This is a genomic window from Chitinilyticum piscinae (genome assembly GCF_015223195.1).
GTDB lineage: Bacteria > Pseudomonadota > Gammaproteobacteria > Burkholderiales > Chitinibacteraceae > Chitinilyticum > Chitinilyticum piscinae.
In genome coordinates, this window is the sequence record NZ_JADFUA010000003.1 from 264,426 (window position 1) to 285,136 (window position 20,711).

Here is a 20,711-nt window from a genome sequence, read left to right on the forward strand (position 1 = left end):
GAAACCGACCAACTTCCAATCCGGAAGAGGCAAGACGATCCCTCCGGAGGAAAGCGCACAAGGTCAGCGCTTCAGCACCGCAAGCACGGCGGCGATCAGTACGGCAAGTGCAATGGCGGCACCGATCCCCAAGAGCAGCCAGCCCAGCACAAGGACTGCCAGCGCCAGCAGCCCCGCGCGCATGTCAGTCGCCGTAACCGTTGGGGTTGGCACTCTGCCAGCGCCAGCTATCCGCGCACATGTCGTCCAGTGTCTTTTCCACCGTCCAGCCCAGCTGCTCGCGGGCCAAGGCCGGGTCGGCGTAGCAGGCCGCCACATCACCCGCGCGACGTGCAACGATCTGATAGGGCACCGGACGACCGGAAGCCTTCTCGAAGGCATGCACCATATCCAGCACCGAATAGCCGGTACCGGTTCCCAGATTGACCGTCAGCAGCCCCGGGGCGGTTTGCAGCTTCTGCAGCGCCTTGACATGGCCGCGCGCCAGATCGACCACGTGGATGTAATCGCGCACGCCGGTGCCATCGTGCGTCGGGTAATCGCCGCCGAAGACCGACAACTGCGCGCGCTTGCCGACCGCCACCTGGGCAACGAAGGGCATCAGGTTGTTCGGAATGCCCTGCGGGTCCTCGCCGATCTGGCCACTGGGGTGCGCCCCGACCGGATTGAAATAGCGCAACAGGGCGATGTTCCAGTCCGGATTGACCAGGCTGAAATCCCGCAGCATGTCTTCGATCATCAGCTTGCTGCGGCCATAGGGATTGGTCGCCGAGAGCGGAAAATCCTCGCGGATGGGCACGCTGGCCGGATCGCCGTACACCGTGGCGCTGCTGGAAAACACCAGCTGCGTCACCCGGGCCGCCACCATCGCCTCCAGCAGGCGCACGGTACCGACCACATTGTTGTCGTAGTACATCAGCGGCTTGGCCACCGATTCGCCGACGGCCTTGAGCCCGGCAAAGTGCACCACCGCCGAGAATGGGTAGGCCGCGAAAGCGGCATCCAGCGCGACACGATCACGGATGTCGCCTTCAATGCAGAGCACCGGCTTGCCTGACAGCATTTCCAGCCGGCGCAACGCCTCGGGCTTGGCATTGCTGAAGTTGTCGAATATCACCGGCGTAAAACCGGCCTCGCACAATTCCAGGTAGGTATGCGAACCGATATAGCCAGCACCGCCGGTCAGAAGCACATACATGTCAATGTATCCTCAAATCTACCCTGTGCGAGGCCTTGCAGCCAGGCAGGGGAAAAAGACATCAGCCGATCAGCTGCGCTCAACGCGCCACAACAGCCAGCCGGCAATGCCAAACAGCACCGCCGAAGGCAGGAAAGTAATCAGCACCGGCGGCAGCGAATACAGGTCGCCGACATGCATCACCACGCGGTTCAGGAAGTTGAACCCCACCCCCAGCAGAATGCCGAAGAAAATCCGCACGCCGACATTGCCGCTGCGCCGCTGCAACAGGGCAAACGGCAGCGCGATCAGGATCATCGAAATGGCGGCCAGCGGATAGAAGATTTTGCTCCACAGCGCCAGATCGTAGCGCTGCGTCCGCTGGCGATTCTGGTCCAGATGTTCGACATAGCGCACCAGCGCCAGCACCGACATCTCATTGGGCTTGACCATCAGAACAGCCAGCATGTCCGGCGAAATCTGCGACTGCCAGTCCTGCGCCGCACGAACCTGCAGCGCCGCGCCGCCGAAATCGCGGCTGAACGCCGTTTCGCGAACCTCCTGCAAAGCCCAGCGGCCCTCACCCAGATAGCGCGCGCGGCCTGCTTCGGTCAGTCGCTCCAGTCGGGCGCCATCGCTGGCGACCTGCACGATCCGCACGCCCTGCAGGCTGAGGTCAGGCAGCATCGAGGCAATATTGACGATCTGTTGGCCGTCCTTTACCCAGATGCCGGACTTGAAATTGCCCGCCAGCACCGATTTGGTCGCCTTCATGCGGTAATTGTTGGCGGCCGTTGACGCCTCTGGCGCCAGCACCTCCCCCACCAGCACGGTCAGTAGCGCAAATACCACGCCAATCAGCGTCAACCAGCGGGCAAAGCGGGCCACCGACACGCCAGCTGCGCGCATAACGACGATTTCCGAATTGCCGGCCATGCTGGAAAGCGCGAACACCGCGCCGATCAGCACCGAGACCGGCAGCAATTCGTAGATGCGCGACGGCGACTCCAGCAGCACGTACCACAGCGCGGCACCGAAGGTGTAGCCCCCTTTGCCGACATTCCCCAGTTCGCCAATCAGATCGAAGAACACAAACAGCGACAGCAGCACCAGCAGGGTCGCAAAGATGTAATTGACGACTTCCCGCGCCAGATACCAGCCCAGACGAGACATCACTCAGCCCCTCCTGAGGCGGGAACGCCACCAGAACAGCCAGACGGTCAGCGCGGCCGCCAGCAGATGCAGCGGCCACATGCCGATCCAGCCGGGAATCTTGCCGGCAGAAAGCCAGGATTGTGCGACATTCATGCAGTTGTAATAGGCAAACGCCAGAATGCCGGCGAACAGGATGTTGACCATTCGCCCGCCACGGGCATTGAAAAACGCCAGCGGAATCGCCGCCAGCGCCAGAATCAGCGTGGCGATCGGCAGCGCCAGACGCCAGTGCAATTCGGCCTGATGCTCGGACACCGGGCTGCCCAGCAGGCGGGCGGTCGGCAGAGCCTGCGTCGACGGACTGACCGGTGCCGGCTTGGGGTCATCCAGGCGCACCCGGCCTTCGGCCATGTGCAGCAGGTCGTAGTTGAGCGTGCCGGGCAAGGCCTCGTAGGCGCGGGCATCCTTGAGCCACACCCAGCGATCACCGGCCTCATCAACATGCAGCCCGCCACGCTCGGCCAGCACGTAACTGATCTTGCCATTGCGGCGGATCTGCATGAACACGTTATTGCCCGACTGCGCCAGACCGGAGAAATTCTCGACGAAATACACCTTGTCGGCGCTCCCCGCCTCACGGAACACCCCGGGCGAAAGCTGGGTCATGTCCTGCTTGGCCAGCGCCGCCTCGCGGAACTCGCGGTTTTTCTGCTGCGCCCAGGGCGAAACGAACAGTGACATCGCGGCGATCAGCGCCACCACCGGAATCGCCAGCCCCAGTACCGGACGGATGAAGTCGGCAATCGAGCGACCGCTGGCAAACCACACGACCATTTCATTGTCTTTCCACAGCCGCGTCATCACCGACAGCACCGACACGAACAGCATCAGCGACAGCAGCACGGGCAGGTAGCGCACTGCGGCAAAGCCCATCACCACCCAGACGGCGCTGGACGCCAGTGCGCCCACGGCGGCTTCGCCGAGCAGACGCACGATCTGGGTCGTCAGCACGATCAGCAGCAGGACGACAAACAGCCCCAGCGCTACCCAGATCATTTCATTGACAAGACGTTTGCGAAAAAGCATGCAGGCCGGTTTTGACTTTGGAAAATATGAAGGACGATAATCCGGAAATGTGTGCCCGGACTGCATTGCCGGACACCGCATTGTAAGTATGCGATCAGGAGTTCGCCGTGGAATTTACCATAAAACAGCTGCGCCCCGTCTCTGACAGCGCCGAATGCCTCATTCTGCCGGTAAGCGGCAAGACCCTGCCCGACATCACCCGTGAACTCGACGACGTGCTGGCCGGCCGGATCGGCGAACTGGTCGCCGCCGGCGATCTGCCGGCCAAGGCGGGCAGCACGCAACTGCTGCTGCTCTCCGGCAAGGTTGCCGCACGCAAACTGCTGCTGGTACAGACCGGCGAGACTGCTGCCGACCTGCTGGCCGCCGCCCGAGCCGCCGCCAGCGCCCTGGTGGCGGCCGACCCGGCCAGCGCCACCAGCTACCTGGCGCATGCCGCCAGCAAGAAAAGCCTGCAGGGCGAACTGGCCGCCGCCTTTGCGCAGGCCGTCAAACTCGCCCAGTACCAGCCGGGCCAGTGGAAATCCGCAAGCTCCCCTGCCAGGAAACTCGCGCACATCCAGCTCAGCCATGCCAAAAAGGGCGACGCCGAAGGCCTCGAACAGGGGCTGGCCAAGGGGCTGGCGCTCGGGCATGGCATGAACCTCACCCGCGAACTGGGCGACACCCCGGGCAACCTCTGTACCCCGACGATTCTGGCCGACCGCGCCCGTGAGCTGGCACGCGAATTCGGCCTTGGCTGCGACGTACTGGAACGCCACGAACTCGAACAGCTCGGCATGGGTTCCTTCCTCGCGGTAGCCAAAGGCTCCAGCGAAGCCCCCAAGCTCATCGTGCTGCAGTACAAGGGCGGCAAGAAGGGCCAGAAGCCGGTCGCGCTGGTTGGCAAAGGCATCACCTTTGATTCCGGCGGCATTTCGCTCAAACCCGGCGAAGCCATGGACGAAATGAAATACGACATGTGCGGCGCCGCCACCGTCCTGGGGGTCTTCCGTGCCGTTGCCGAACTCGGCCTGGCGGTCAATCTGGTCGGCGTAATTCCGTCCTGCGAAAACATGCCGGCCGGCAATGCCGCCAAGCCCGGCGACGTGGTCACCAGCATGGCCGGCCTCACCATCGAAATCCTCAATACCGACGCCGAAGGCCGCCTCATCCTCTGCGATGCGCTGACCTTTGCCGCCAAGTACAAGCCCGACGTCGTCATCGACATCGCCACGCTGACCGGTGCCTGCGTCATCGCGCTGGGCAATGTCACCACCGGCCTGTTTGCCAATGACGACGAGCTGGCCGATGACCTGCTGGCCGCCTCGCGCGCCGCGGACGACAAGGCCTGGCGCCTGCCGCTGTACGACGAATACCAGGAGCAGCTCAAGTCCAATTTTGCCGACATGGCCAATATCGGCGGCCGCCCCGGTGGCGCCATTACTGCCGCCTGCTTCCTGTCGCGCTTTGCCAAGGACTACCGCTGGGCGCATCTGGACATCGCCGGCACAGCCTGGAAATCCGGCGCAGCCAAGGGCGCGACGGGCCGGCCGGTACCGCTGCTGGTCGAGTTCCTGAGCAAGCAGGTCAAGTAAGTGAGCGACGTCGACCTGAGCTTCTACTTCAATGTGCGCAGTCGCGAGACGGCGCTGTGCCAGCTTGCCGCCAAGGCACTGGCACAGGGCCTGCGCATCAGCGTGCTGGCTGCCAGCGAAGGCGACGCCCATGAGCTCGACCGCCTGCTGTGGAGCATTCCGCAGACCGGCTTTCTGCCGCACTGCGCCGCGGATGATCCGCGTGCAGCGGCAACCCCGGTGATCGTCGATCACCGCCCCGCTCTGCTGCCGGCCAATCCGGTGGTCTTCAACTGGACCGGTGCAGCCATCACGCCGCCGGCCGGCTGCACCCGGCTGATCGAAATTGTCGATCAGGACGATGATGAACGTGCCCGCGCCCGCGCGCGCTGGCTGGATTACAAGGCTGCCGGAGTTACTCCGCGCGCCATCGACTTGCAGGAGCAAGGCCGCCGTGGCTGATGACAGCATCAATCCGCTCTTCAACAAGATGAACGCGCTGATGGCTCGCCACCGAGGCCGTGCGCAGACGCAGGAGGACGACATTCCGGTCCTCACGCAGGAAACCATCGCCCCCGAGATTCCCGTTCTGCAGGACGAAATCCCCCTGCCGGTGCTCGAACTGGAAGAGCGCGGCCCCGATAGCGGGCTGATGTTCGACCCGGGCGAGCTGGTCAAGGCTCCGCCCAGCACCACGGCAGCGGCGACGCCGCCGCTGCCTCCGGGCGGGCTGATGTTCGATCCGGACGAGTTTCTGCGCCCGCCGCCAGCGCCCGAGCTGCCGACCGAGGAGGCGCAAGCCAGCGCAAGTCCCGACACCGCGCCGAACGCGGCCGTGGCCGCTACCGCGAAGGCCGACGACGCGCTGTTTATGGATCTGCCGCTGCTGGATCTGGATGCCCTGACTGCCGGCGGCGACAACCCGTTTGCGCCGGCGGCCGAGCAAGACGACGCCGCGACGCCGGAAAACCCTGCGGCCGAGGACGACGACATCACCCTGGCACTGGATCGCGAGGCCGAAAGCCACCAGCAGACCGCCCCGGCCATGCAGACCGATGCCTGGGGCATCCCGGTTGTGCTGGACAGCAGCGAGCCCGTCCTGACACCTGACGCCGCAGCAGAAGCACCCGCATCGCCCGATCCTGTTGCAGCCCCGGCAAGCGAACCCGCGGTGGTCGAGCTGGTCGACGTTTCCAGCACCATCGCCGCCAGTATCCCCGCCTTTCCCGACCTGCCAGCCGAAACGGCGGTACTGGACGACCAGTACTGGAATATCAGCGAACCGGAACTGGCCACGGAGACGACCGAACCGCTGGCGCCCGCCCCGGCCATCAGCGACAGCGGTTTTCCTGCCATGCAGGTGCCGGCCGCCCACGATGCCGCGGCCCAGCTCGATCCGGCCTACTGGGCACTGAATACGCCCCCTGCGGCGTCGCCGACCGACGATGACTGGCTGGCGCATGCCACCACCCCGGCGGTCACGGTCAAGGAAGTCGACGAGCCCGCCGCGCTGATCTGGGAAGACCCCGAAAGCGGCGACGTACTCAGCATCGAGCCCGGCCCGGACGAGGAACTGGGTGCGCTCCTCGGCGAAACGCCACTGGCCGCGCTGCCAGCCGCTGCGGTGGCACCGCAGGCAGCGGCCGAGCCACCGCCACCGGCGAAACTGACCGATAGCGATGTCGAGTCGATTTCGGCCATGGTCGGGGCACACCTCGCCGTCGAGATCACCGCGGAAGTCGAGCAGCTTACGCGCCAGCACTTTGCCAAGCTGATGAGCTCGCTCTACGGCGACACGCTGCGCCAGCTAACCGATGCCGTCTGTGCCGAGCTGGAAAGCAAAATCGGCGAACGCATCGTCGCGCTGGTGCAGGACGAGCTGAAAGACCGCGGCCTGCTCGACTGACCCGCATACCCAGAACCATACCTGCCTGCAGGCTTTTGATTAACTAGCCTGCAGGCACATACCCCACAACAACAATCAGTCGCACAGCCACGCTGCAGGCCGCGGGCGCGTTCCGCTATAATTCGCGGTTATTTTGCCATTTCCGCGACTTGAGCCCATGAGCACAGCCCTCGACAACCTCGCCAAATCCTTCGAACCTGCCGACATCGAGCGCAACTGGTATCCGCGCTGGGAAGGCGCGAACTACTTCTCGCCCAGCATGGACATGGATGCACCGTCCTTCTGCATCCAGCTGCCGCCGCCGAACGTCACCGGCACGCTGCACATGGGCCATGCCTTCAACCAGACCATCATGGACGGCCTGACGCGCTATCACCGCATGAAGGGCGACAACACGCTGTGGCTGCCGGGCACCGACCACGCCGGCATCGCCACGCAGATCGTCGTCGAGCGCCAGCTGGCCGCCGCCGGCCAGGAGCGCCACAGCATGGGCCGCCCGGCCTTCCTGGAAAAGGTCTGGGAATGGAAGAAGGAATCGGGCGACACCATCACGCGCCAGATGCGCCGCATGGGCGCCTCGGTGGACTGGCGCCGCGAATACTTCACCATGGACGACAAGATGTCCAAGGCGGTGGTCGAAGCCTTCGTGCGTTTGTATAACGACGGGCTGATCTACCGCGGCAAGCGCCTGTCGAACTGGGATGCCAAGCTCGGCACCGCCATCTCCGACCTCGAAGTGATTTCCGAGGAAGAGAACGGCAGCATGTGGCACATCAAATACCCGGTGGTCGGCTCCGACGAATTCATTACCGTCGCCACCACCCGTCCGGAAACGCTGCTGGGTGACGTGGCCGTCGCCATCGCGCCGGACGACGAGCGTTATCAGCACCTGCTGGGCAAGCAAGTCGAATTGCCGCTGACCGGCCGCCAGATTCCGGTGATTGCCGATGAATATGTCGACAAGGAATTCGGCACCGGCTTTGTGAAGATCACCCCGGCGCACGACTTCAACGACTATCAGGTCGGCAAGCGTCACGACACCAAGCTCATCAACGTGATGAGCCTGCAGGCGACCATCCTCGCCAACGCGCAGGTGTTCAGCTTCGACGGCACCCAGCACGACGGTTTCGCGCTGCCGGCGGCCTACGCCGGCCTGACCACCGCACAGGCACGCAAGGCCATGCTGGCTGATCTGGAAGCACAGGGCCTGCTGCTCGACACCAAGCCGCACAAACTGATGGTGCCGCGCGGCGACCGCACCGGCACCGTGATCGAGCCGCTGCTCACCGACCAGTGGTTCGTGGCGATGACCAAGCCGACCAAGGACGGCCGCAGCATTACCGACAAGGCGCTCGACGTGGTGAAGAACGGCCAGGTCGAATTCGTGCCGGGTGACTGGGTCAACACCTACTACGCCTGGCTGAACAACATCCAGGACTGGTGCATCAGCCGCCAGCTGTGGTGGGGCCACCAGATTCCGGCGTGGTACGACGAAGACGGCAAGGTCTACGTGGGCCGCGACGAAGCCGAAGCGCAGGCACAAGCGCCGGGCAAGACGCTGCGCCGCGAAGACGACGTGCTCGACACCTGGTTCTCTTCCGCACTGGTGCCGTTCTCCAGCCTTGGCTGGCCGGAACAGACGCCGGACCTCAAGGCCTTCCTGCCGTCCTCCGTCTTGGTTACCGGCTACGACATCATTTTCTTCTGGGTCGCCCGGATGATCATGATGACCACGCACTTCTGCGACACTGTGCCGTTCAAGCACGTGTACGTGCACGGCCTGGTACGCGACGCCGAAGGCAACAAGATGTCCAAATCCGAGGGCAATGTGCTTGACCCGGTCGACCTGATCGACGGCATCGAGCTCGCCCCGCTGCTGGAAAAGCGCACCACCGGCCTGCGTCGCCCGGAAAAGGCGCCGCAAGTCGCCAAGAAGACCGAAAAGGAATTCCCCAACGGTATTCCTGCTTATGGTGTTGACGCGCTGCGCTTTACCTTCGCCTCGCTGGCCTCGCTGGGCCGCTCGATCAACTTCGACGGCAAGCGTTGCGAGGGCTATCGCAACTTCTGCAACAAGATCTGGAACGCCACCCGCTTCGTGCTGATGAATGTCGAAGGCAAGGATTGCGGTCTGGAAGCGGGTGCCGAGCTCGATTACAGCTTTGCCGACAAGTGGATCATCGGCCGCCTGCAACAGGCCGAAGCCGACATCACCCACGCGCTGGACACCTTCCGTTTCGACCTCGCCGCGCAGCAGATCTACGAATTCGTCTGGAACGAATACTGTGACTGGTACATCGAGCTGGCCAAGGTCAGCACGCAGACCGGCAGCGAAGCACAGCAGCGCGCCACCCGCCGCACGCTGATCCGCGTACTGGAAACCATCCTGCGTCTGGTTCACCCGATCATGCCCTTCATCACTGAAGAGTTGTGGCAAACCGTCGCGCCGCTCGCCGGCAAGAAGGACACCGACTCGCTGATGCTCACGCAGTGGCCGGTGGCGGATCTCTCGAAGGTCGACGCGGATGCCAACGCCACGGTGGACACGCTGAAGTCGCTGGCCTTTGCCGCGCGCAATCTGCGCGGCGAAATGGGCCTGTCGCCCGCGGTGAAGGCACCGCTGTATCTGGAAGGTGACGAGACGCTTTCGCAGTTCGTGGCGTACCTGAAGCCGCTGGCCAAGCTGTCCGAAGTGCACATCGTCGCCAAGCTGCCGGAAGACGATGCTCCTGTCGCCGTCGCTGGCACCACCCGCATGATGCTGGTGGTCGAAGTCGACAAGGCCGCCGAAACGGCGCGTGTCACCAAGGAAATCGGCAAGACGACCGACGCCCGCGACAAGCTGCTCGCCAAGCTGGAAAAACCCGGCTACACCGACAAAGCCCCCGCGCACCTGGTCGAAAAAGACCGCGCGCAGCTGGCGGAGTTGAATGAGAAGCTGGCGAAGCTGGCAGCGCAGCTGGAAAAGCTGAAGTAATTAGCAAATAAAAACGGGTCGCTTTGGCGACCCGTTTTTATTTCAAAACCAATCATCAACTTTGGAAAAACTTATGAAAGACCTAACAGACCACAAAAAAATTGCCATCCTTATTGATGCAGACAATGCACAACACTCAAAAATTAAAACAATATTTAGCGAAATATCAAAACACGGCCACATAATAACAAAAAGAGCCTATGGCGACTGGTCAAGCGAATACCTAAAAAACTGGAAAACAACTTTAAATGAAATGGCAATTCAGCCAATACAACAATTCGCCTACACCACAGGAAAAAATGCGACGGATTCATCGTTAATAATTGACGCAATGGATCTTTTATACACTGATAAATACGACGCCTTCGCAATCATATCTTCAGACAGCGACTTCACAAAACTTGCATCGCGACTAAGAGAGTCCGAGGTTTATGTATTTGGCATTGGAGAAAGAAAAACACCAATTTCATTCAGAAACTCTTGCGATGATTTTATTTTTACCGAAAATCTTGATGACCTTACAGTCACCACCAAGATTGATGCCGCACAAACTAAAGCCACGCCAACACCCGAAGAAAAAATACCTCAAGAAATCATTGACATTCTATTTAAAGGATGGGAGCAATTCAAAGATGACGACGACTGGGCAAATGTAGCCCCAGTTGGGCAGCTATTAAAGCGAGTCAAACCAGACTTTGACCCAAGAACCTATGGAGCATCAAAAGTTCCAGAAGTTATCGCCAAACTTGATCAATTTGAAATGACAAAATTCAAAGGCAAAGGTGTAGTTAATATCGTTGCATATCGCCCAAAGAAAGCCAACGAGCCAAGTGCTGCGCACTTGTAGGGCGTCAATGAGCGAAGCGAATTGCGCCGCATGAATCACATCAAACCGCTGCGTTCAATCTGAAGCCTGCAAGGTTTTCTGCGCCTGCGGCGCGGAGTTTGCATGCGCGTTCCGCCGCGCGCACGGGAAGGAGGCTTTGTCTCGGCAAAGCCCCCTTCACCCGAAAGCCGAGCCCGGTCCGCCGCCCCTTCGGGGTGCCCTGCGATGCTCGCAATCAACAGCGCGGGTTCGAAACTCGCCCTTCGGGCTCAAACATCTCACCCGCGAAACCCTGCTGATCGCTGCGCTTCTCGGCGGCTGCGAGGGCATCGCGTCCTAAATGCACCCCGGCATACCCATGCAGTGATAAGGCCACAGCCATATCTGTTAAAGGGCTACAGCCATATACCCAAAAGGACAGCCGCAGTCATGTTGGGCTTCATTTCATTCCGCCCAACCTACGAACTGCCGCCTTGTGGCGGGTTACACCGCTGGCTAACCCGCCCTGCGAATCACCGCACCGCCGATTAGCCAGGTAGCCAGGTAGGATGGGTTGAGCATAGCGATACCCATCGCCTCAAACCCGCCACAGAATCATGATGGGTATCACCCTGCGGGTTCAACCCATCCTACGAATCACCACCATGCCAGTTAGCACGCCCCGCCCTGAAGCCGCCGAGAAGCGCAGTTGCAGCCAGGGTTTCGGCGCGACGAGTGTTTGAGCCCCCCAGGGGCGAGTTGCGGCGCGCCGCTGGATGCAACGAGCATCGCAGGGAACCCGAAGGGCGGCGGACCGGGCTCGCCTTTTCTTTGGTTCGTTTCTTTTGGCGAAGCAAAAGAAATGAACCCGTCCGCCGGCGACCGCAGGAAGTCCCTTTTGGGAGCGGAACCGGCATCAAAACACCGTGCCGCAGGCACAGAACAACAAAAACCGCCGGGAATCTCCGGCGGTTCAATTCATGCGGCGCAATGCCTGCGGCGATTGCGCCCTACGGCTCTGGTTGCGACGAGCATCGCAGGGCAGCCCCCGCAGCGGGGCGGCGGAAACGCGCACCAAAACACTGCGCCACAGGCGCATATCCCCGCAACACCGCTACACTGCGAATGCGCCCCAACAGGAAGCCATCCGCATGCCGCGTATCGTGACCGTACTACTCGCCCTTCTCGCTGTTTTTACCCTCGCCCATGCCCGCGTGGATCCGGCCTATCTGGACATGGCTGCCGCCACCGGTGGCGAGGTCATCGACACCCCGCGTGCGGTGATGGCGGCCGGGCATGCCCCGATGCCCGACCCGCGCAACAATTACTTTGGCTCGGTCGAATTCGTCAGCGAATGCTTCACGCTCGGGCCGCATCAGTGCTGGAAGCCGGTCACGCTGCTGCGCTCGGGGTCGCGCACGCTGTCGTTCAGCCTGTGGGATCCGCATGGCGTACAACCCGCCGGCTTTGTTTTGCTGGATGCCGCCAGCCAGACACCCACGCCACTGAACCTGCCCTGCAGGATCGACGGAAAGCGGCTGGCCTGCCAGCAGACCATCCGTGTCCCGGCACACCCCTTCTATTTTGCCGTACGCTATCCGACACCATCGGGCGAGGTGCTGCGCATCCATCCCCGCAAATTCAAACCGGTCTGGTGATTTCATGCCCACCTTCAACCTCATCGGCCCCGGCCGGCTTGGCAAGACGCTAGCGCGCCTGCTGGTCGCCAGCGGCAATTACCAATTGCTCGGCATTGCCGGCGGCGCCCAGCCCGACGCTGCGCGCGAGTTCATCGGCGCGGGTGAAATCGGGACACTGGCAACGCTGCCACCCGCCGATTTCTGGCTGATCGCCGTCCCCGACGGTGCCATTGCCGATGTGGCCAGGCAGCTGGCGGCCGCCAGCGCGATTCGCCCCGGCGACGTGGTGTTCCACTGCAGCGGCGCAGGCGAGGCGGCGCTATTGGCACCGCTGCAGGCCAAAGGGGCCAAGATGGCCAGCCTGCATCCGGTGTTTTCCTTCGCCGATCCGGCGCTCGCCGCGCAGACCTTTGCCGGCACGCGCTGCGCGCTGGAGGGCGATGCGCTGGCCTGCGAACGGCTGGAGGCACTGGTGCGAACAATTGGCGGCGAGCCCTTCCGCCTCGCGCCCGGCGGCAAGGCGGCGTATCACGCGGCGCTGTGCGTGGCGTCGAATTATCTGGTGACGCTGAGCCAGCTCGCCCTCGATACCGCGGCGCTGGCCGGAATGAATGAAGCAGAAGCGCTGCCGCTGCTGCACGGGCTGATGACGCAGACGCTGGCGAATGTCGGGCGGCTGGGCCCGGCGGCGGCGCTTACCGGGCCGATTGTGCGCGGCGACGCCGGCACGGTCGCCACGCATCGCGCGGCACTGGGCGTTGCCCCGGCGCTGGACGACGCGTATTGTCGGCTGGGGCTGGCCACCGTGGCGCTGGCGGGCCCCCGACTGACTGCCGGGGAACAGGCCGCGCTACTGACAGCCCTGAGCAATGGCAGGGTATAGCCCTGCAGCCTTCTCAATTGATTGGCCAGCCACAAATCACCGGCCGGGTATAGTGCAAACCGGCCTTCACCCCGGAGACTAACCATGTTCAATGGCAACATGCCGCAGCTGATGGCTGCCTACAACCAGTGGCAGAACGCGAAGCTGTTCGACGCCTGTCTGCAGCTCGGTGACGACGAACGCAAGGCCGATCGCGGCGCGTTTTTCCAGTCCATCCATCACACGCTCAATCACATCCTCTGGGCCGACCTGAACTGGATGGGGCGCTTTACCGGGATCAAGCCCGAACTGCCGCCGCTGGGCGAGGACATTCACGCCGATTTCGCCGCACTGCACGCGGCGCGGCTGGAGCTGGACGCACGCATCGTCGCCTGGGCCGGTGGCCTGAGCAGCGAGTGGCTGAATGAGCCGGTGACCTGGAGCAGCGTGCTCTACAAATTCACCCAGACCATCCCGCGCTGGGTGCAGGTGCAGCACTTCTTCAATCACCAGACGCACCACCGCGCCCAGGTAGGCACGCTACTGATGCAGGCCGGCATCGACATCGGCATCACCGACCTGCCGATGCTGCCGATGCTGCCGATGCTGAACGACGATGCGACGGCATAGCGGGTATTGCCATGTAATACAGAACCGAAAATGACTGCACGCCAATACCACCACATGTATCACCATGCAGGAGCTGTCATGCTGGCCCAACTGGATCATCTGGTACTGACCACCGCCGACGAGGCGGCCTGTATCGACTTTTACACCGGGATTCTGCAGATGGAGCTGGAGCACTTCATCGGCGGCACACCGCCCGTGGCGCGCCGCGCCCTGCGCTTCGGCCAGCAGAAGATCAATCTGCATGTGCTCGGCCACGAGTTCGAGCCCAAGGCCGCCGTGCCAACCCCGGGCTCGCTGGATCTATGCTTTCTCGCCGCGTTGCCGCTGCTCGACGTCATGGCACGGCTGGAGGCGGCGGGCTGCCCGATTGTCGAGGGCCCGGTGCGGCGCACCGGCGCCACCGGCCCGATCCGCTCGGTCTACGTGCGCGATCCGGACGGCAACCTCATCGAGATTGCCGAGCCGGTCTGCAGATGATCCCCCCTCAGTCCGCCAGCACCAGATTGCCCGCAGGCGCTGCGGCACGCTGCAACAGCCGGGTCGCGGCCTGCGAAGTGCTGCCAGCCAGCCGGAAGACGCTTACCGATTCGGCCAGTGCCTCGGCTTGCTGGCGCAGCGCTTCCGCAGCGGCCGCCGCTTCCTCGACCAGCGCGGCATTCTGCTGCGTGACCTCGTCCATCTGCGTCACGGCCTGATTGACCTGCGCGATGCCGGCACTCTGCTCGCCGGAGGCCGCTGCAATTTCGCTGATCAGCAGGCTGACCTTGCCAATGCTGGCCTCGACCTGCGCCATGGTCTGTCCGGCCTGCCGCACCCGCTGATTCCCTTCGCCCACCTGCCGCACCGAATCGGTAATCAGCTCCTTGATTTCCTTGGCCGCCACCGCCGAGCGCTGCGCGAGGCTGCGCACTTCGGCAGCCACCACGGCAAATCCCCGCCCCTGCTCCCCTGCCCGCGCAGCTTCGACAGCCGCATTGAGCGCCAGGATATTGGTCTGGAAGGCAATGCCGTCAATCACGGCGATGATGTCCGACATGCGCTGCGAAGCCTGCTCGATGGCCTGCATCGTGGTCACCACTTCGCTGACCACGGTGGCGCCATCGGCGACGACGCGCGCGGAATCGCGCGCCTGCTGGCTGGCCTGGCGGGCATTTTCGGCATTCTGCTTGACGGTGCTGGCCAGCTCTTCGCTGCTGGCGGCGGTTTCTTCCAGGCTGGCGGCCTGCGCCTCGGTACGGCGCGACAGATCGGCATTGCCCTGCGCGATTTCTCCGGAAGCCTCATGGATGACGCCCGTGGCCTGCTGGATGCCACCAACCAGTCCACGCAGATTGTCGACGGTGGTATTGACCGCCTCGCCGGTTTCGCCGAACAAGCCGGGATATTCGCGTTCGATGCGCTGGGTGAGATCCCCGTCGGCGAGCGCCTGCGCCACGCGCATCACGTCGCGCAATCCGGCGTCGGTCAGACTGGTCAGGGCATTGAGCTGCTCGGCCAGGGTCAGGCTGAAGCCCTGCCGGCCGCTGCTGGCCAGGCGCAGGCTGAAATCGCCCTGGCTGGCAGCCGCACGAACCACGCGCTCCACTTCACTGACGATGGCCCGCAACTCGCTCACGGTGGCATTCACCCCGTCTGCGGTGCGGCCGAACAGCCCCGGGTAACTGGCGGTAATCGTCTGGCTGACATCCCCGTGCGCCAGCGCTTCGGAAACACGCAGCACGTCATTGAAGCCGACATCGCAGGTCTCGATCAGCCTGTTGAGGTTGTCCAGCATGCTGCGGAACATGTTCCGGTATTGCCCGGCGTCGCAGCGCTGGCTGAAATCCCCTGCGGCACCAGCCTCGGCCAGCTGCTGAATGTCGTTGCTGATCGCCAGCAGGGCCACTTTCACTTCGGCAATATTGCGCGTGATGCGTGCCTTTTCGCCGGGCAACTCCGGCATATCGGCCGAGAAATCGCCTTCGGCATAACGGGCAATCACGCCGATGGCGGTATCGGTCGTGTGCAGATGATCTTCGACCAGGGTATTGATCTGCCCGGCCATCACGCCAAAGCTGCCGGGATACTGCGCCGCATCCATGCGGGCACTGATCTGCCCAGCGGCATGCGCCGCCGCCATGGCCTGCTGCGCGGCGACAAACTGGCGCACCGATTGCTGCATCTGCTGCATGGCGGCAAGCAGCTGGCCGGTTTCATCCTGACTGCGGATACGGATTTCGTCATTCAGCCGGCCGGCGGCAATATTGCCGGCAACCGTCACCGCCTGAGCCAGCGGGACGGCAATGGCGCGAATCAGCAGATAGCCCGACACCACGGCCAGCAGCAGCCCCAGCCCGATCAGGATGATCGCGGTCAGCCGCACGCGCTCGAACGATTGCTGCGAAGCGAGGTACTCGGCCTTCGCCACATCCAGCTGCAGGGTGATGAGCTCGCCGATCTTGTTGCCGATCGGATCAATGCTGGCATACAAGGGGCCATCGAATTCGCCCAGCTGGCCGGCCACATTGCCGGGGTGCGCGACCAGAAAGGCATCCAGCAGTGCCACACTGGCGTCGGCGGCACGATACAGCGCAGCGGCCTCCGTGGCCAGGCGCTGCTCGTCCGGCGTCAGCGTGGTCGCCATATAAGCCTGCCATTCCTGCCTGATGGCCGTGCTGGCCTCGCGCACCTGCGCGAGCGTCTGCGCGGAATCCTGCAGGCCGGCATTGGCCTTGTTCACCGCATCGATCACCGCAACGGCATAGGCATCGGCGATGTGCTTGAGCTGACGCAGCGGCACCACACGATCCTCATAGACTGTTTTCAGCGAGGCATTGCTGCCGGCCAGGCTCGCCACGCCCATGATCCCGATACCCAGTAGCAGCAACGCCAGAAAGGCGATGGTCGCAATCAGGCGCTGTTTGATGGTCAGTTGCATCGCGGGCTCCTTTGCTTACAAAAGCAAATGCTAATTTTGTTTCAAGCTGTCTAATTGAGACAGCTTGAAACCATCATCAGCATGCCAGCCGCAAAGCGCAAGACCGTCTATCGACTGTCATTTAATGCATCGCAACAAAAAGACCACTTGGCACAATTCAAGCCTGCTGCCAGTAGGCGCTGGCCCAGCGCGACAGGGCCGGCCAGTCAGTGTAATCGTGCACGGTATCACGGGAGACCGGGCTGCCGGTCAGGCGCATGATCAGCTGCAGCATGTACCGCTGCCACAGCGCATACGCCGGCATGCGCAACTCGCCGGCGACTGCGATGCAGTGGCGCGGTTGCCAACCGGTACGCTGCAGCAGGTGGCGCAGATAGGCATTGCCGGCCGCATCCTGCTTGCCCGGCTTGCGGGCCACCAGACATACGCCGACCAGCGCCGCATTGGCAGCCGTCAGCTCGGCATGGTGGAGCAGGACAAATCGCTGCAGCGACAGGGGAAAGCGACCGTAGCGGACACTGGCGACCACCAGAATGCGCTCGTATTCTGCCAGCGGCCGGGTCGGCTGCGGCGGGCCGGCGAGCAGATCCTGCCATTCGGCAGCACACCCGCCACCAGCCGCGAGAATCTGCTCTGCAACCCGGCGGGCATGCCCCAGCCGCGAGGCACACAGCACCAGAACCGTTGGCGCGTTCACGGCCTCAGCGCCACTGGCGCAGATGCCGCCATACGGCAACCCAGGCGCCGCTCAATGTCAGCAGCATCGTGGCGGCGCATACGAGCAGGATCACCCGCCAGTCCGGCAATTGCAGCGTGAACTGCTGGCCGTAGGCCTGCGCCAGCTCGCTGACCGCCGGATTGATCCGCGCCAGCAGCAGCGCGACCACGCCGCAGGCCAGCAGGCCGCCCAGCACCCCCTGCACGGCCGCAAAATGCACGAAGGGGCGGCGGATGAAGGCGTCGGTCGCACCGATCAGGCGTGCGACTTCGATTTCCTCGCGACGGGTCAGGATCTGCATGCGGATGGCATTGCCGGTAATCAGCAGCAGCGACAAGGCCAGCAGGGCGGCCAGCACATCAAAAACGCTACGCCCCAGGGCCACGATCTTTTCCAGCCGCTGCGCCCAGGCCGAATCCAGCTGCACTTCATCGACCAGCGGGTGCTTCGCCATTTCGGCCTGCAAGGCCTCGACCGGAGCGGCCGACGTGCCATGCAGCGTCAGCACAAACGCATCGGGCAGCGGGTTTTCACCCAGGCCGGCCAGCAGCTCGCCGGTGCCGGTCGCGGCCTCCAGCTGTTTCAGTGCTTCGTCACGCGGGACGTAACGCACTTTCGCCATGCCGGCCCGCCGGGCCAGATCCTGTTCCAGGGTTTTGGTGGCGGCAATGTCATGGCCGTTTTTCAGGAACAGCGTGAGTTGCGGCTCGACCGGCATGCGGGCGGCAACCCCGCCCAGTGACGCCAGCACCAGCCAGAGCAGCAAAGGCAAGGCGGCGGCAATCGCGATCACCAGCAGATTGAGCAGGCTGGTCAGCGGATGGCGCAGCATGCCCAGCAGGGTTTGGCGTAGAGCCAGGGTATGCAGACGAAACCAATGCTTCATATCGTATCCGGGGCAATAGAGTGCAAGGTATTAGGCCGTGAACTGGCCATTCTTCAGGCGCAGGATGCGCCGGCCGTAATCGGCCATCAGGCTCTCGTCGTGCGCGGAAATCACGATGGTCACGCCGACCTGATGGAAGGATTTGAACAGTTCCAGAATGTCGTTGGCGTAATCACGATCCAGATTCGCAGTGGGCTCGTCGGCCAGCAGAATCGCCGGACGGTGCACGACGGCGCGTGCGATGCACAGCCGCTGCTGTTCACCGCCCGACAGCGCCACCGGATTGAGCTTTTCCTTTCCTGCGAGCCCCACCTTGTCCAGCGCGGCCAGTACGCGGCGCTTCGCCTCGCGGCCGTCAAAGCCGATGATGTCCAAGGGCAGCGCAACATTGTCATACACGCTGCGGTCGAACAGGATCTTGTGATCCTGGAAAATCAGGCCGATGTGACGGCGCACATAGGGCAACGAGGCACGGCTCAGACGCGCCAGATTCTGCTTGTTCACCAGTACCGTGCCGCTGGTGGGCTGCTCGATGCCGGCAATCAGCTTGAGCAGTGTCGACTTGCCGGCACCAGAATGGCCAGCCAGAAACACCAGCTCGCCGCTGGCGATTTCAAAACTGAGGTTTTTCACGGCGGTAAACCCGCCGCTGTAATCCTTGGTGACCTGCTGGAACTGGATGTTGCTCACAGAAAGCCTTCCTTGTCCGGGCGCGCAATCCACTTGGCGCGCAGAAGTTGGTAAAACAGGGCATCAACCTGCTGCCCGCCATGCTCGACCCGGCGAAAACCGGTCAGCTCGAAGCCGGCCTTGGCCAGCACCCGGCCACTGGCCGGATTGTCGAACAGATGATGCGCCGTCAGCTGCCACAGCTCGTAACGCTGGAAGGCAAAATCGGCGGTGGCGCGCAGCGCCTCGGTCGCAAAGCCCTGCCCCCAGTGCTCCCGGGCGATCCAGTAGCCGACATCGGCCTCCAGCTCTCCCAGTATCAGCCCCGTACAGCCGATGGGCTGGCGATCGCTCTTGCGGCAGACAACGAAGACTTTCTCCTGGCATCCGGGCTGGCGCAACTCATGTTGCAGCTGCTGCACGTCGTCGGCACTGAGCAGGCTGCGCCGCGTACGCCGGGCAATTTCGGGGTCACTGGCCAGCGCGGCCAGCGTGGCGGCATCGCTGTCGAGCAGCGGGCGCAGGATCAGCCGGGAGGTCAGCAAGGTGGGTAATGACATCACAGGGCCTCCCGGTCATGCTCAGAATCAGTCAAACAGTGCGTCGATGTATTCACGCGCGCCGAAGGGGCGCAGATCGTCGATGCCTTCGCCCACACCGATAAACCGTAGCGGGATCGGACGCTGTTTGGCAATGGCAGCAATTACACCGCCCTTGGCCGTGCCGTCGAGCTTGGTGAGCACCAGCCCGGTCAGACCCAGCGCATCGTCGAAGGCCTTGACCTGGCTGACCGCGTTCTGCCCGGTATTGGCATCGAGCACCAGCAGGATTTCGTGCGGCCCGCTCGGCTCGGCCTTCTGCACCACCCGTTTCACCTTCTTGATTTCGTCCATCAGGTGCAATTGCGTCGGCAGTCGCCCGGCGGTATCAACGATGATCACGTCCACCCCGCGCGCCTTGGCCGCATTCACGGCATCGAAGGCCACGGCAGCGGCATCGCCGGATTCCTGCGCGATCACCTGTACGCCGTTGCGCTCGCCCCACACCACCAGCTGCTCGCGCGCGGCGGCGCGGAAAGTGTCACCCGCCGCCAGCAAAACACTTTTGCCCTGGCTCTGGAAATACTTGGCCAGCTTGCCGATGCTGGTGGTTTTGCCCGCACCGTTTACGCCCGCAACCATCAGAATAAAAGGCTTATGGCCAGATACATCAAGGGGTATTTCAAGCGGACCAATCAGGTCGTTCAGCGAATCCTTCAGCGCCCCCTTGAGTTCCTGCGCATCCTTCAGGCCCTTGAGCGACACCCGCTCGCGCACATCGTCCAGCAGGAAAGTCGTCGCCTCCACACCCATGTCGGCGGTCAGCAGCACGGTTTCCAGCTCTTCGTAGAGGTCTTCGTCGATCTTGCCGCCACCAAAGACGCTGGCGAGGCTCTTGCCCAGCTTGTCGCGCGTCTTGGCAAGCCCGGCCTTGAGGCGCTCAGCCCAGGATAGCTTGGGTTTGTCCTGCGGCTGGGCCACGGCACGCTCGGCAACGGCTGCCGTTACTTCGGCTGGCGCAACAACGGGCTCGGCGGGTGCCGAGTCGGCTGCGAGAACGCGGTCTGTGGCGAGGGCCGGAGCTTCGGCCTGACTGGCGGGTACGTCGGTTTGCGGCTGGGTTTCAGCCGGCTTTTTGCGGAAAAAACTGAACATGGCTTGTTTCAAGCGCCCCTGTCACGGAAAATT

Annotated in this window: 18 protein-coding genes; 9 read left to right on the top strand and 9 right to left on the bottom strand. The window is 63.1% G+C overall.

Features of this window, described 5'->3' with window-relative positions; genetic code table 11:
• Nucleotides 1-184: 184 nt before the first annotated feature.
• The 3 genes from galE to lptF form a co-directional block, all read right to left on the bottom strand.
• Entirely contained in the window at nucleotides 185-1,198 is a 1,014-nt protein-coding gene (gene galE / locus INR99_RS07135) for a UDP-glucose 4-epimerase GalE (protein WP_194115632.1), read from the bottom strand.
• Nucleotides 1,199-1,267: 69 nt separating this feature from the next.
• Complete coding sequence (gene lptG, locus INR99_RS07140) at nucleotides 1,268-2,350, bottom strand: LPS export ABC transporter permease LptG (protein ID WP_228098133.1); 1,083 nt, start codon at nucleotides 2,348-2,350, stop codon at nucleotides 1,268-1,270.
• A gap of 3 nt (nucleotides 2,351-2,353) precedes the next feature.
• On the bottom strand, nucleotides 2,354-3,418 hold the full coding sequence (gene lptF / locus INR99_RS07145) for an LPS export ABC transporter permease LptF (RefSeq protein ID WP_194115634.1): 1,065 nt from the start codon (nucleotides 3,416-3,418) through the stop codon (nucleotides 2,354-2,356).
• Nucleotides 3,419-3,525: 107 nt separating this feature from the next.
• Between lptF and INR99_RS07150 the strand changes: the two genes are divergently transcribed.
• From INR99_RS07150 to INR99_RS07190, 9 genes are all read left to right on the top strand, one after another.
• On the top strand, nucleotides 3,526-4,995 hold the full coding sequence (locus INR99_RS07150) for a leucyl aminopeptidase (protein ID WP_194115635.1): 1,470 nt from the start codon (nucleotides 3,526-3,528) through the stop codon (nucleotides 4,993-4,995).
• Entirely contained in the window at nucleotides 4,996-5,436 is a 441-nt protein-coding gene (locus tag INR99_RS07155) for a DNA polymerase III subunit chi (protein ID WP_194115636.1), read from the top strand. It abuts the gene before it with no gap.
• Nucleotides 5,429-6,880, top strand: a complete 1,452-nt coding sequence (locus INR99_RS07160) for a hypothetical protein (protein ID WP_194115637.1) — start codon at nucleotides 5,429-5,431, stop codon at nucleotides 6,878-6,880. Before INR99_RS07155 ends, INR99_RS07160 begins: the two co-directional genes overlap by 8 nt.
• Nucleotides 6,881-7,037: 157 nt before the next feature.
• Nucleotides 7,038-9,857: a valine--tRNA ligase gene (locus tag INR99_RS07165; RefSeq protein WP_194115638.1), complete on the top strand. Its 2,820-nt coding sequence runs from the start codon at nucleotides 7,038-7,040 to the stop codon at nucleotides 9,855-9,857.
• 73 nt (nucleotides 9,858-9,930) lie between these two features.
• On the top strand, nucleotides 9,931-10,704 hold the full coding sequence (locus INR99_RS07170) for an NYN domain-containing protein (RefSeq protein WP_194115639.1): 774 nt from the start codon (nucleotides 9,931-9,933) through the stop codon (nucleotides 10,702-10,704).
• Between the two features lie 1,109 nt (nucleotides 10,705-11,813).
• Nucleotides 11,814-12,320, top strand: coding sequence for a hypothetical protein (locus INR99_RS07175; protein ID WP_194115640.1), 507 nt, complete (start codon nucleotides 11,814-11,816; stop codon nucleotides 12,318-12,320).
• 4 nt (nucleotides 12,321-12,324) lie between these two features.
• A complete protein-coding gene (locus INR99_RS07180) occupies nucleotides 12,325-13,185 on the top strand; it encodes a Rossmann-like and DUF2520 domain-containing protein (protein WP_194115641.1) in 861 nt (286 codons plus the stop codon).
• Between the two features lie 84 nt (nucleotides 13,186-13,269).
• Nucleotides 13,270-13,794, top strand: a complete 525-nt coding sequence (locus INR99_RS07185) for a DinB family protein (protein ID WP_194115642.1) — start codon at nucleotides 13,270-13,272, stop codon at nucleotides 13,792-13,794.
• Between the two features lie 30 nt (nucleotides 13,795-13,824).
• Nucleotides 13,825-14,271, top strand: coding sequence for a VOC family protein (locus INR99_RS07190; protein ID WP_228098134.1), 447 nt, complete (start codon nucleotides 13,825-13,827; stop codon nucleotides 14,269-14,271).
• Nucleotides 14,272-14,278: 7 nt separating this feature from the next.
• Here the strand turns inward: INR99_RS07190 and INR99_RS07195 are convergent, their stop codons facing one another.
• The 6 genes from INR99_RS07195 to ftsY all read right to left on the bottom strand — a co-directional run bounded on the left by INR99_RS07195 (nucleotide 14,279) and on the right by ftsY (nucleotide 20,678).
• Nucleotides 14,279-16,711 (bottom strand): methyl-accepting chemotaxis protein, encoded by a 2,433-nt coding sequence (locus INR99_RS07195; protein ID WP_194115643.1) that lies wholly within the window; start codon nucleotides 16,709-16,711, stop codon nucleotides 14,279-14,281.
• Between the two features lie 157 nt (nucleotides 16,712-16,868).
• The gene (locus INR99_RS07200; protein ID WP_194115644.1) at nucleotides 16,869-17,408 is read right to left on the bottom strand and encodes a flavodoxin domain-containing protein; all 540 of its coding nucleotides are present in this window, start codon (nucleotides 17,406-17,408) and stop codon (nucleotides 16,869-16,871) included.
• A 4-nt stretch (nucleotides 17,409-17,412) separates the two neighbouring features.
• Entirely contained in the window at nucleotides 17,413-18,315 is a 903-nt protein-coding gene (gene ftsX, locus INR99_RS07205) for a permease-like cell division protein FtsX (RefSeq protein WP_194115645.1), read from the bottom strand.
• A 30-nt stretch (nucleotides 18,316-18,345) separates the two neighbouring features.
• Nucleotides 18,346-19,005 (bottom strand): cell division ATP-binding protein FtsE, encoded by a 660-nt coding sequence (gene ftsE, locus INR99_RS07210; protein WP_308431461.1) that lies wholly within the window; start codon nucleotides 19,003-19,005, stop codon nucleotides 18,346-18,348.
• A complete protein-coding gene (locus INR99_RS07215) occupies nucleotides 19,002-19,544 on the bottom strand; it encodes a GNAT family N-acetyltransferase (protein WP_194115646.1) in 543 nt (180 codons plus the stop codon). Before INR99_RS07215 ends, ftsE begins: the two co-directional genes overlap by 4 nt.
• A gap of 27 nt (nucleotides 19,545-19,571) precedes the next feature.
• Nucleotides 19,572-20,678: a signal recognition particle-docking protein FtsY gene (gene ftsY, locus INR99_RS07220; protein WP_194115647.1), complete on the bottom strand. Its 1,107-nt coding sequence runs from the start codon at nucleotides 20,676-20,678 to the stop codon at nucleotides 19,572-19,574.
• Nucleotides 20,679-20,711: the final 33 nt, after the last annotated feature.